At 36.2% G+C, this 13,180-nt stretch carries 11 protein-coding genes; 2 read left to right on the top strand and 9 right to left on the bottom strand.

Annotation, left to right across the window (positions count from 1 at the left end):
* Positions 1-26 precede the first annotated feature (26 nt).
* The 5 genes from MTF67_RS08820 to MTF67_RS08800 all read right to left on the bottom strand — a co-directional run bounded on the left by MTF67_RS08820 (position 27) and on the right by MTF67_RS08800 (position 6,438).
* Complete coding sequence (locus MTF67_RS08820) at positions 27-2,789, bottom strand: response regulator (protein WP_248519301.1); 2,763 nt, start codon at positions 2,787-2,789, stop codon at positions 27-29.
* A gap of 506 nt (positions 2,790-3,295) precedes the next feature.
* Positions 3,296-4,351, bottom strand: coding sequence for a lipase (locus MTF67_RS08815; protein WP_248519300.1), 1,056 nt, complete (start codon positions 4,349-4,351; stop codon positions 3,296-3,298).
* Between the two features lie 127 nt (positions 4,352-4,478).
* Positions 4,479-4,763, bottom strand: a complete 285-nt coding sequence (locus MTF67_RS08810) for a hypothetical protein (protein WP_169020727.1) — start codon at positions 4,761-4,763, stop codon at positions 4,479-4,481.
* 18 nt (positions 4,764-4,781) lie between these two features.
* A complete protein-coding gene (locus MTF67_RS08805; RefSeq protein WP_248519299.1) occupies positions 4,782-5,438 on the bottom strand; it encodes a hypothetical protein in 657 nt (218 codons plus the stop codon).
* Between the two features lie 127 nt (positions 5,439-5,565).
* Complete coding sequence (locus MTF67_RS08800; RefSeq protein ID WP_248519298.1) at positions 5,566-6,438, bottom strand: hypothetical protein; 873 nt, start codon at positions 6,436-6,438, stop codon at positions 5,566-5,568.
* A 329-nt stretch (positions 6,439-6,767) separates the two neighbouring features.
* Between MTF67_RS08800 and MTF67_RS08795 the strand changes: the two genes are divergently transcribed.
* Positions 6,768-7,643 carry a WYL domain-containing protein gene (locus MTF67_RS08795; protein ID WP_169020724.1) on the top strand — a complete coding sequence of 292 codons (876 nt, stop codon included), beginning with the start codon at positions 6,768-6,770 and terminating at the stop codon, positions 7,641-7,643.
* A 66-nt stretch (positions 7,644-7,709) separates the two neighbouring features.
* Entirely contained in the window at positions 7,710-7,988 is a 279-nt protein-coding gene (locus MTF67_RS08790) for a hypothetical protein (RefSeq protein ID WP_248519297.1), read from the top strand.
* A 333-nt stretch (positions 7,989-8,321) separates the two neighbouring features.
* On the opposite strand, the gene cas6f is transcribed toward MTF67_RS08790, so the two are convergent.
* The 4 genes from cas6f to MTF67_RS08770 are packed head-to-tail and all read right to left on the bottom strand — an operon-like array spanning position 8,322 to position 13,179.
* Complete coding sequence (gene cas6f, locus MTF67_RS08785) at positions 8,322-8,924, bottom strand: type I-F CRISPR-associated endoribonuclease Cas6/Csy4 (RefSeq protein WP_248519296.1); 603 nt, start codon at positions 8,922-8,924, stop codon at positions 8,322-8,324.
* Positions 8,921-9,949, bottom strand: a complete 1,029-nt coding sequence (gene csy3, locus MTF67_RS08780; RefSeq protein WP_248519295.1) for a type I-F CRISPR-associated protein Csy3 — start codon at positions 9,947-9,949, stop codon at positions 8,921-8,923. Before csy3 ends, cas6f begins: the two co-directional genes overlap by 4 nt.
* Positions 9,949-12,000, bottom strand: a complete 2,052-nt coding sequence (locus MTF67_RS08775; RefSeq protein ID WP_248519294.1) for a type I-F CRISPR-associated protein Csy2 — start codon at positions 11,998-12,000, stop codon at positions 9,949-9,951. The genes csy3 and MTF67_RS08775 overlap by 1 nt, the downstream gene beginning before the upstream one ends.
* 3 nt (positions 12,001-12,003) lie before the next feature.
* Positions 12,004-13,179 (bottom strand): TniQ family protein, encoded by a 1,176-nt coding sequence (locus tag MTF67_RS08770; RefSeq protein WP_248519293.1) that lies wholly within the window; start codon positions 13,177-13,179, stop codon positions 12,004-12,006.
* Position 13,180 lies beyond the last annotated feature (1 nt).

Here is a 13,180-nt window from a genome sequence, read left to right as displayed (position 1 = left end):
TTTTGTCTGGCCTTTATCAATTATACTTAACCTATCTTTGTAAAGTTATTAGCAATAACACTATATAACCCCTGAGAGTTAACCGGTTTTGAAATAAAGTCATCCATACCTACATCTAAACAACGCTGCTTATCTTCTTCATATGCATTGGCTGTAATAGCGATAATTGGAACCCTTTTATCTTCCCCTATTTCATTTTCGCGAATGCGTATAGTACATTCATAACCGTCCATATTAGGCATTTGACAGTCCATTAAAATTAAATCAAACACATTACTTTTTAATGTTTTAAGCGCTTCTAAACCGTCGTTTGCCATTGTAATAGTAACAGCTGTTGGCTCTAGCATTTTTGCAATTACTTGGCGATTTATCGGATTGTCTTCTACTAGCAAAATATGCTTATTGATCAAATCTGGTAAAGATTGCTCTCGTACACGTTTTGCTAAATCGACAATTTTCGCTTCAGGTGCATGTATCGAAAACTTAATCGTACTGCCCAAACCTGGCACGCTATTGAGGGTTATTTCACCCTCCATTTTTTTAATCAAACCTTGGCAAATAGCCAGCCCAAGCCCTGTACCGCCATACTTACGAGCTACGCTAGCATCTGCTTGGGTAAACTCACTAAAAAGTAATAGTTGCTGCTCTTTTTCAATCCCAATTCCGCTATCAGACACACTTACCGTCAGTTGCTCATCTTTGTAATCAAACGATAAACGCACAAACCCAGCCTGAGTAAACTTTTGTGCATTTGACAATAAGTTAATAATTATTTGATTTAAACGCAAGTCATCTACATTTAAGCAATCGGGTAAGTCTGGGCTGCGCTGAATAATAAACTCAACATTGTTAGAATGAATAATGGGTGAGAATAACGAGTGGATATTTTCTATAAACGGAGCAAGCAAAGTAGCACGGGGGCTTATTTGCATAGCGTTAGCTTCAATTTTAGAAAAATCTAAAATATCATTTAATATTTGTAGTAAATTTTTTGAGCTTTTTTGTTGTGTTTCAAGAAGGTCACGCTGCTCATCAGTAAGGGTGGTATCACGAAGTAATACCTCACCCATACCTAAGATGCCGTTCATAGGCGTGCGCAGTTCATGACTCATATTGGCCAAAAACTGTGACTTAGCTTTATTAGCTTCATTAGCAGATTTAACTGCTTTTGTTAGCTCATCTGTTTGCTCTGCCACTTTAACTTCCAATTGCTGGTTAAATTGGCTTAGCTGTTTATTTAGATCCTGATTTTTAATATTAGACGCTTGTAAGCTCTCTATTGAGTCCCTTAACGCACTTCCCAGCATCTTAAACTGCTCTTGTAGCTGCAGTACTTCGTACCAACTAGACTCTGTATTAAAATGTTGTTTTTCTGATTTATCAAAACCATGCATTAAATTAGTTAAACCAATAATTGGCTGAACTAATAAGTTAGACAAATGATGTATAAACAACACCACTAAAAATATCAACACTGCACTAAATAATATTGTTGGTAACCAGGCACTTGCTACTACCTTTGTTAAGTGCTTACGATTGTAAAACGTGATGACCTGCCATTTACTAACAGTATCAACATACTGATTGGTATGAAATACTTCATTATTAACAGAACGGAACAGTTGATTATCGCCCAAGTTACTTATCGTAAAATCTAAAGTTTTAAAGTCAGCCAAAATGTCAAATTGTGCTAATGAGCTAAAAACAATCCTTTGCTCAGCATCGAGTATAATTAGCTCACCAGTTTGGTTAAACAAATTCGGTATATATTGCTCTAAACGTTCAAGCTTTAACGACCCTTCCACTACACCATAAAACTCATCATTTCTGTAAATAGGCGCAGAAAGTGCAACTATAGGTTCGTTACCAAGGCCACGCCCCTGAAACACACCACTGCTATAACCTTGAGGATACTGTTTAGCTTGAGAGAAATAAGGGCGGTCGTTTACAAAGCGCTTTTCTTCACTAAGTCCTTCTAATAATGTGCTGGGAATACTTTTAGCAACATAGCCATTTGGCATTGCATATAAGCTTGTAGTAAAACCTGGGTATAAATCCATTAACTGCGTTAACTGTTGTTGTATAGTAATTCCACCACCTATGGCATCACTGCTCATTACCACCGCGTTTTTATGAAACTGTAAATAGTCATTCAACTGTGTGCTAATTGATTTCGCTTTTTCTTCAAGCTGAGCATTTACCTCATACTCTATGCGTGAGTGATGATCGTTCACCAAAAAAACACTTGTAATAAGAACAACCAAAACAATAATTACGCTGACAACATAGCTAAGAATACGGGCTAGTGGGCGTCCTTGATAAGCACGACTAGCAAAGGGAACAAATATGCTCATCAAATCAACGAGTGCTAAGCTTATTAATGCATTTACCAGGTATTTAAACACTGCAACAATAAGCGTTAGCGATGCTAAATCCATTACAAACTGGCCTATACCCCAAATGATAGGCAGTCCAACTAAAAACCAAAATACGGCACCTAAGGGTAAAATAGGTTTAGAGCGCCTTAAACAAAAAATATAAAGCCATAAAAGCTCCAACAAATAAACTATGCTGGGCCAACAGTGCCCCCATCTATAGAGTAAAAAGCTTGAGACAATTACGAGCGTAAGGCAGGAATAACGCAGTCCAGTGAATACTAAGCTGCATAAAACAAAAAATTGTCCAAATAAAAATTCAGAACTATCGAAAAAATACAGGGGTAAAAGGTTAACCAACCCGCCTATTAACCCTAATAAAATAGCTAGTGCCCACTTACTTCTTTGAGACATTACAACAACCCTTGGGCATCTGATTTAACATGTGTAGCGTTAACGTTAACGTATTATTTCATTATTGCGCAATATCTAAGTGTTGTCTATATGGCAGAAATATAGGGAATATCAGAAAATAAACTTGTGTGTATTTGGTTAAAGTTTTTTAAATTGATTAGCTGTAGTCACCCAATGTTGTTTGAAGTATAAGTTGGCATAGCCAAACTCGGTTTTATTGAGCCATAGCGGCGCCAGTAAAGTATAACTTGGCATAATATTGAAGCATATAATGGCATAAAGTTACCGAATTTAGCTCAAGCAACGAGATTAATAAAATAAAGCATACTGACTTGCGATGTGTCATTTTTAGCTGTAATAAATTTCGCTAGAGAGTCAGACATCAAGGGTAGATATTTTTGAACAAAAGTAGGAGTAAATTCATGTTTAAAGAGATCGTACGTTATTAATTAAAGGGTCGTTTCAGACCCTTTAATTGAAGCCAAAAATATAATTACACTTCGAAATTAATTTCTATCTAAAGCAACAAATGCAAGCTTTGAGCGGTATACTCTCATGCTGTGATCAGTACCAAATTTCTTCCAAGTAAACTGTTTTCTCATCCAACCTTTCAGCCGATACCAAATATCTACGTGAGTTAACAAGCGAGTTTTATAATACTCTCCAGGCTTAACATTGGTTAGAAAGCGCATATCGCCACCATGAATATATTGACCAAACTTTTCGCGAAGACCAGACTTAAGCTTATCTCCTATGGCGGGAATAAACCCTAAACACCAAGAGGTAGTTGTGATAAGAACATCTGCGGGCGGGACCATAGTTACACCATCTGACGAATTTACAATTCTATAGATAGGTGTTTTCATTGTCATAAGCCAATGATCATCCGATACTCTAGGAGAGCCAAATGTATAACACGCTGCATTACCTCCTTTGTGGTTAATCCTTTTTGCAGCTATTGTTGCAAGCGCCCCACCAAGTGAATGACCTGTAATAAAAAGAGGTAACTCTTTGAATTGCTCAAGTGATTTATTAATATCCATCTCAATGAGGTTGTAAGCATCATGGAAGCCAGAGTGCACCCTTCCTTCAGTCACACACCTCGTCAAAACAGCATTTGCATCCGATTTTATATCTTTTAACTCTGTTGGCTCAGTACCACGAAAGGATAGCACAACAAATTCATTAGTTTTAATTAGAACTGCTTGGCTTCCTTGAGCATTAAAAGTTGATACAAGCTCAGCATCTATAAGTTTTAGCTGATTTTCGAGTAAGATTTTTTCTTCATTGTGATCATAAGTAAACTTATCAACAGCTAATTGGATTGCACCTTTTAGAAGACTGTCGCTATTTTTACTTGAAGAAAAAATCTTTTCTAGCTTAAGTCTGAGAACATCATTAATAACTGGAGGGTTAAATCTAACATAAGCCAGCTCAGCAAAACATGCCATTAACCATGCTGTTCTATCACTATAGGCCCTACGGTACATAGGTACTGTTTTACTTAATAAGCTTTTAGCTTGTTCTAATTCCTCAGTAGTACTTATCATTGGTTTTGACATTATCTCAATTCCTATTAATATCTAAATTAACTTCTTGGTACAACTTGTTTTAAACTGTAATTAGAACAAGACTGCTGCTGTCTAAGAGTGTTTTTAGGCTAAACTTAACTTTCTATTTTTGATTCACTTAAGCAAATTTTTGTAAAAGGGATAAAATCACACCGCCCAGCTCTTCAGATTTAGCAACGATATTATTAATCTTCTCGTTTCTATTTTGCGAAGATTTAACTATTTTCATTAATTCGGTAAGTTTTTTTACATCTGCTGGGCTAGGAAATAACTCCTTAACTTCTTCATCAGTCATTCGAGTAATTGAAGAAATACTTGATGCTAATTTTTCATCTGTAGCCTCAGCAGAATTTTCGATTATTAAATCGATCTCACTATCAAATTCATCCCAATTTATCGTCATTTTAATCTCTCCCCTTAATTAAATAGAATCTCGTATTTCTCGGACTTTACCTAAAAATTTTTGTGAACGTTCTGATTTATCTTCCAAAATATCTTTCTTTTCAATAAGAACAGAAACCGCATCATCTGTTTCGTCAATCAACCTTCCTATGCTCGCATCGGTTGTATTAACAATTTCTAAGTAACGATTCCTATTATCTGCGACCTTAGATGCGGATAATAAAAAACTAGTAATACTATTATTGATCGCTCTAGCCTGCGTATATTCCTCTCTAATTTTTAGCTCGATACGTCTTTCAAGGGCATCAAGGGGCTGAATTAGCTCTAGTCTTTTTTCATTGATTTTCTTTATAAGTCTTGGGCCAGTTTTTACTAAAAACAGTAATCTTTGCTTTTTATCATCTTCACTAACAATCGTTTCCCATGCATCAGAAATTGTTTTATTGGAAAAGAAGTGATTTGCAAATTCAGGAACCCACTCTTCCTCTATAAACTTATCCACTTCTTTTCGCTTCTGATCAAAGAATCGATTTAAAAGTGTGATATTTGATTCTTCAATTGCAGCAATTCGCTTACCTAACTCAACTGATAATTCTGGAGCTTCTGAAGGAATTGATACACACCCCGTGACTGCAATAAGTACTGATAATGTTGTTACTTTAATTATTTTAAGCATCTTGCAACTCTCTTCTTTTTTATTCTCAATCGTATTTAAGGTAAATTTAAACTGATTTAATTTACTTCCAATTATAGAATTACATCTCGACCACCAACCAAAAACATAAATAACAACAGGTAATAAATTAAAATAAATGTTCTTTTCGCTCAGGAGCCATTAATCCTAAACTCCATTTAGCAATAGGGGATCTTTTATCCCACCATTCACATTGTCTTCTGTAGAGCATATCAGCAATAAACTCTGCAATTTGAGGATCAGTTTTACCAGGTAGTAAATTTTCGTTTTTGATCGCTACAAAGAGAGATTCTGCATATTTTTGACGACTTTTTATGTCCGATTTGCGAGTTAGAATAGACATCACGGGATTTAAAATAAAAATCATCAGAATAAACATTACTAAACAGAAACAAACTAAAGCTCCTATGAATATCAATAATGATTTCTTACTTATAGTCTCTTGATATGGGCTATTATTTATATCGAAATCTCTTATTCCAACTCCTTTAGCAAAAGCTCTAATGTTTGGTTCCTCTGTACCTTCAAATAAAATTCTAAGTTGAATACCGTAGTCTGATTTTTCAGTCCGATTGATGGCTGAAACTTTGAAGGAGAAATTAAACGAGTTACCATCAAATTCCATTTTTTTTGGCTCTTTAACGAGGTCATTTACATCACCATGCCCTACCACTGAATAAGCTAACACCTTAAAATTAGATAGTTCTTTAGGTGTTAATTTAAAATTTATGGGAATATCCAAGTAATCTTTAGCCGTATAGTTAAGTAGTGAGATTTGCAATAAACCAATCTTTTCTTTTTCTATCTTATTCACAGTGAGAATTATATCATCGGAAGGGAATTTAGGTTTTGAGAAGTAGTTATCGTCATAATCTTTGTGTAGATCTAACTTTGATATTGCTAAGCTCTCAGAATAAAAGTAGTAACTACCTGCAAACGTAAATAATGCACTCAATGCTGCGACTAATATATTTTTCCACATCTTTTCATATATTCCTGATTTAAATAAATAGCTCTAAAGCGATAGTGCTCTCTCGTATCATCAATACTACTAACCTCAGTACTCACTACTGACCTGATGAGTCAATCCAGCTATGATTCAAACAAATCGTTAGAATTCTGTAATTAAGGTGCGGTCAAAACACAACCACGAACAGTATAATTTATAAACTACAGTATCATTATGATTCGGTCAATGTATTTTTGTGGTTTTCTTTTTGTTCTTTAAAGGTTCATATTGAATCTCAATGTTGTACCATTGATTACTCTGTGATATTTGTAGGGGAACACAAATGTTGGAGTCATTTTAGTATGATTAGCCTCAAGCACTTACCAGCCGCACAAGTTTCAAGATTAACTTATATAGAATTTTGTTTAAGATTTTTAGGTAGTTTTTCTCGAGCGGATCTTGTTAAGAAATTTGGAGTAGGAACAGCTGCTGCAAGTAGAGATATAGCGGAGTATAAGAAGCTAATGCCTAATAATATCTCGGAAACATCAAGCTCTAAAAGTTATGTACTTAGCGATAGTTGGCAGCCACTGTTTAACTTTAAATCCTCTGAAGTCTTAGCTCAACTAACTGGTAAAGAAATCCAAAGCTTCTCTCATTCATATGTTTCAAATGAAACACTTGATATCATTGACGAGCCGGATCTTAGGATTGTTACTGAAATAACAAAAGCAATTCTTTCGCAAAGAGCTTTAGAGGCCGAATACTTTTCCAATTCTAGCGGCTCTAGTACCAAGAACTTAGTCCCGCATTCATATATGTATAATGGATCAAGATGGCACGTGCGAGCATTTGATAGATGTAAAAATAGGTTTGGGGACTTTGTTATATCTCGGTTTCTCGGCGCAAAGATAATTGAAAAAGAGACACCTAATAAGCTTGAGCTTAAAACAGAAGATATTCAATGGAACAGACAAATTGATCTTGAAATAATTCCCCACCCTAGCTTGGAAGACACTCGCGGTGTAATCAATGAGTTCAATATGATCGACGGTGTATTAAAAAAGAGGGTTAGAGCTTCTTCAGCCGGGTACTTTTTAAAAAACCTCTACGTCGATTGCGCGAGAATTCCAACAGCAGACAAACATTTCCGATTAAGGTTAAAAAACAGGCTCTCTTTATATGGAGTCGGAGGACTAAACATGGCTCCATACTTCGATGGATTTGAAGAAGAATAGTTGTATTTATAAGCAACTTAATAATATTATTAGAAGATGAGACCTACTTATACTTTAGAGTTTAATATGGCTAAAACAATAAAAACTAGCAACACCACTGATAAATCGGTGAAATTCGGTTGCGACAACGTAAAAGCTGCATTAGATGGTCGGCTGTCCGTAGATGATCTTAGCGCCACTGAACAAGCTGTATTTATGGATAATTTTGACGAAGCTATTAACTCTAATTTAGAACAGGATTTTTCTAAGCATTTTGAGAAACTGAGCGGTAACGAAAAACTTTATGGCTTAGATGATAAGGATAAAATTATCTGTGATAACAAAAAACAGCTCAAGCCTGAATAAACACAAATAGCTCATACCTTAATCGAATTCAAATAAAAAGAGCTCAGCGTTTGCTGGGCTCTTTTTATTTAGCCTCTGCCTTTTCGGCAGTTAAAAGTCACAAGATGTGGTTGTTTACTTCCTGGCCTAACTTCAGCTGCCTACTCGGCAGTTCACTATTCTTCCTTTGTTAGCTCTATTTGCTCATAATTTTCAGCTGCCTACTCGGCAGTTCACTATTAAAAATAGTTTAAATTCCTATAAATACCAAACTGTTAAACGTATTTAAATTATTTACCCTTATTTTTAATCAATCAGATAACTCATTGAAAATTATAGGGTGTTTTAAAACTATTAAAAAAGGATATTTAAAGAAGGAACCGTACCTAGAAATGTTTGATTTGTAGCAAAGCCATAATTGTTAAAGTGATTATTTATTGGTTCAGGTTTTTCGACTTTTTGTATATGCAAAACATAACTTTGACCATTGCCTTTGCTTGATACGGGTATTGAATGAAAGTGGCCTATGTCCTTTGCCTCAAATTTATATTCTGGATTGTAGGCTTCGCCTCTGGCTTCAGCTCTTTTTTTAGCGCGTTTTAACCGCCTTTGCTTTTCGCCAACAAAAGCTTTGGCTACTGATTGGTTGCGAATAAACATAACCTCATTTTGCTCTGTTGGTACATCAAGTATTTTTGATAAGCCAAATAACTTATCATGCGCCATCATCTCAAAATAGCTTTGCTGAGATAGATTGATTAATTGCTTTTTATCTGTTGATACAAACGCTACTTCATTACCTATTGTTTGCTCATTCCATTTAGGAAAGCACACACCAATATTACTTATTTCGCGTGCACTCATAAACCCATGCAATATGCCGATACACCGCCCAGTAAGAAGGCTTACATCACAATTTTTAGGTAAATAAGTAATAGCAAAATAATAGCGCTTCAAGCTTTACTCCTTTGGAACAAGCCACCTTTTATCAACACTGCCGCAATAAAGTGAACTGCATTTGATTTTTCACTTTGCTCTAAACCATGCTTTTCCATGTGCTTAATATGCAAAGCAATGCGCGGGAGTAATGAATAAAAGTCTGAATGGCTCTTAGGTGTTCTGTGTGCAACTAATATTTGCTTATCTGCACCATACTCGTGAGTGCGCAAAGGTTTGTAACCTCCCTCATACCAATCATCGATAGTTTGAATAGCAGCCCCTACTTTTTGTGAGTTTAAACTTGCTGCTTTTTTATCACCTACTTGAGTGTATGCAAGCTGTTTAGATGACATCCCCTGTTCAACAGTATCTACAAACTTTTGACTAGGGTGAATCTCTTGGCTAAATGCATTTTTAATTTTTGCGGTTATATCTAAATAACAATAATTTTGAGGGTTGCTAAGCCCTTCTTGAATAGCTTCTGATAATGTTATTAGTGCTGTTTGATTATTTTGCCAATTGCTCTGCCACTTTAGTTTTTGTGCACCTTCAACAATAATTGGAGCAGCGTGCTCAGTAAGGATTTCAATATCAACATCCGGTGATTGACGGTTACGCCAAAGCCAGTTTCCCATCAGTATATTTTTAGCATAGCGAGTTGCAACTTCATTAAGGCCATTGTGTTTTTTATAGGTTTCAAAAAACCGTTTTAACCAATAAATAACTTTAGGGTCATCACAAACATGTGGCTCAATGCTATTAGCCTCAACCCTGAGTGAAAAACGGCAAAATAGCTCATTTACTGTTGGAGGCACGTAGCACACATCAATTGTTTGAGGGTTCCCAAAAGCAAGATCTTGTGGCGCTAAATTTTTAGCCACATTTTGCTTTTGATACGCATCGCCAAACCCTGACTTTTGCCCAACTAATTTATTTTGCTCTATTTGTAACGGTTCAAAATCAGACTCCGGTGTTTTATAAAAAAACACCGCTTTACTGGGTGAGAGCGAACGCGTGTAACTTAAGTGCCGAGGTAATTGCATTATTCATACTCAAACTTAGACTTTTTCATAAGCATAGACTCTTTTTGAACATCCATAACCCAAAATGCGTCATGAAAGAACTGCTTAGCGCCTGCGTACTTTACTGATGTATTGCTAACACACTCTAACAACCCAATTACGGGCTCTGCATAACAATGGTGTTCATGTAATGCTGCATCTCGCTTTACGGGTTCTTCAAGCGCAGCAAAGCCAATTGCAGCGGGTCTTAAATTAAAGTTACCGTCAAGGGCATCAATCAATTGTTCAAAACTTTTGACTACTTTTTTTGAAGGGTACAACCAACTGCCATTTAACGATTTTGTCTTTATATTTTTAAACAGCTCACTCGGTGTAGTATGTAAATGGCACCAGTCTATATTTTGATACAACGAAGGTGGATGCATAGTGCCGCCTGCAAACGCAGATGGTAGTGCGGGCTTTATAAGCTGACTATTTAACTTATTAAGTATCTCTTCATTTGATACGAAAAGCCTAAATACTAAATCGAGTGTTATGTCACATTTAGGTTTATCGATAATTCCTGATCTTATTACATGACTACGCCCTGCAACTTGTTTTAACTTGCTTGGCTCAGGTAATGGTTTACCTGTATGTAATTGATAGTTTTCAATGTAAATAGCACTGCCAATACACTTAATTGAAGGGTCTATAAAGTTTTTTAGCTTACGCTCAAAGTTATGAGCAAGCCCATTTAAAGCAGTAAGTGACGGCATGCCTTGAATATACGGATTAGCCATTGCCTCAGCATCAAACACTCGCATATCTTGGCAATGTACATACACTATCTGCTCATCATTTAATATTTCTTGTTCAGCTGCACAGTGAGTAAATACATAGTTTAACTGCGCTTTAAACAGTCCCATTAAATTAGGGTGATACGCAAAGCGTTTGAGCTTACTTAAATTACCAAGGCTCTCATTTAGTACGTTACTAAATTGGCTAATACAGTTAGTAATACTCTGATCTAAGTAATGCCTTACCCACTCAGGGTAAACTTGGTTTTGCGCGTTATTTTTAGCTTCAAGAATATTATCAAGCCATAACTGCAAGCTAACACGTACTTGCCTAATAGCCGCTACTCGCGCTAATCGTTTTTGCCTTAACGTATTAAACTGTTTAATGCCTACCAACACCAAAAGCGCCTGTTGAAATTGACTACTTAATAGCGCACGAATTTTAAATGCTTTCTCAATATCATTATTGGCTACTTTAGAGCGGTTAACAGCCTTTGAATATGTTTTAGGAAAGTAACGCAGCACTCTTATATTGCCGCCTACTGAGCTTGCTAAATCGCCAACATTGGCAGGTCTTGAGTGCTCAACTAAAGCAAAATTTAACTTACGATCTGTTGTTAATTGCTGAATTTTAGCCAGCATTGCGTGGCTTACTACAGGCGTAACCGCAAGGTAGCTTTGCTGAAATGGCATTTGTAATTGTGGTGAAAAAGAGCTTACTTCTAACGGGCGCTCTGCCACTGGCAAATGCTGTTTTATTTTCCCCGCGATGTCTAAAACCGCCTTTTTAGTAAACCCGTATGCTCTTATTAAATTGATCCAAACAGGCTCTTCAGCTATTAATAACTTTGCTAAACAAGTCACTTCGCCTTGCCAAGTAAATGAGGTTAAAAATAGCTTTGCATGATTAATTTCAGCACTGTTGTGCGACCATCCAAAACTTAAAGGTAATGACCGGCTACAAATACCCGCAATATCTTCACTTACAACTTCACTAATTAAACGTTGATGGCTTACTCGTATATCAGGGTATTTTAAATTATGAGTATGAAACCATTTAACTTCGTTAATACATTTACTCAGTAACACTTCATCGCGTAATACAATTTTAGCGGTTCTCGTACTTGTTAAATCATCAATTTCACTTCGTTTATAAACTAGGTTAATGAGCACAGTCAGGGCTTGTTCTTCAAAGCCATCTACCGCAACATGAGGCATGTATGGAGCAAATAACTTTCTAAGTGCTGTGATTTTTTCTTTTAATGATTCAATTGCAAATGCATCTTGTAAGTTCATAAGTTACCACGGCGCTATAAATTGTTTTTTTGTTTGAGGCTTTTCAGCAGCGAATGCTTGCTGTAGCTCTATAACTTGGCGTAAATAAAAAACATGGCTATCAGCTCTGAGCTGTTCGTGCTTTTTTTGTGGGTAAGCGCAGTTTAAAAAGCCTTCTTGATGAAGCCTATAAACTTGCTCGGTAGTGGTATTTAATAATACTGCGGCATCAAAAGTACAAAGCAGTAAGTCTGCAATATTTGGATGTTTAGCTTTAGGGTTACTATCAACTAATTCGACAACATAATTAATAATCTCATCAATTACTTTGTTTTTACGGTTACTTGTTACAGCTATTTGAGCATCACAGATCACATTTCCATACACAGAGTTGAATTTAGTTTTATTAAAAGGATTAAGTTGTTTGAGCCGCGCATTATTTGTGAGTAAATCTAATTCAGCAGTAAGACCATTAGGCCAAGTACTAAAGTAATCAACAAAAGCGCAGTTAAAGTCTGCATCACTTACATCAAGTTGCTTAACCTTCGCAAACCAAGATATTAACCCCACCATTTTTTGGCTGTTATTACTTGCAAGCGCAGATGCAATTTTAAAGTCTGCATCGTTTAACTGTTCACTATTGGTTAGTTTATGACCGCAACCACATTCTAAAAACGTCTCAGAAGCTCTGTAATCAATTAAGTTATGGCATTCACCACAATGTGTGGTTAATTGTATTTTATGCTTATGGCACGCCTTATAGGGCTTTAAATGCCAATAAAAAGGAATATATGAAGATTCAGACAAGCATTCAATGCAAACAGGTATGTTATCAGTGCGAAGTAACTCAAGAGGAACTATCAGCTCATTACGGCTTACTGCTGCTAGGTTGCCAAATTTAAAGTTACTGCGCCGCCATGCAAGCGCAAGAATATCACCAGCGTTTACATCAGCTAATTGAGCTACCAACTTAAGCACTCTTATTCTAAAGCTACTCGCTTGCCTAGCATGATAAACATCAACTTTACTCAGCTCTAACGGCAACGCACCTTCAAGATCATGATCTTGCTCTGCAAGCCATTGCCATAAAATATCAGCAAGCTCACTATAGCCATCGTATGAGTTATCCCTTGCAAGCCTTAGCAAATAGCTTTCAAGCGCCTCATCTAGATAAGGTTTTGTTTGAACTAAAAAATGCATC

Origin of the sequence: Pseudoalteromonas sp. 2CM32C (assembly GCF_023161925.1) — a bacterium.
In the GTDB taxonomy this organism is placed as follows: domain Bacteria; phylum Pseudomonadota; class Gammaproteobacteria; order Enterobacterales; family Alteromonadaceae; genus Pseudoalteromonas; species Pseudoalteromonas marina.
The sequence above is the reverse complement of the archived record's forward strand: the minus strand, read 5'-3'. Positions and strand labels throughout refer to the sequence as shown.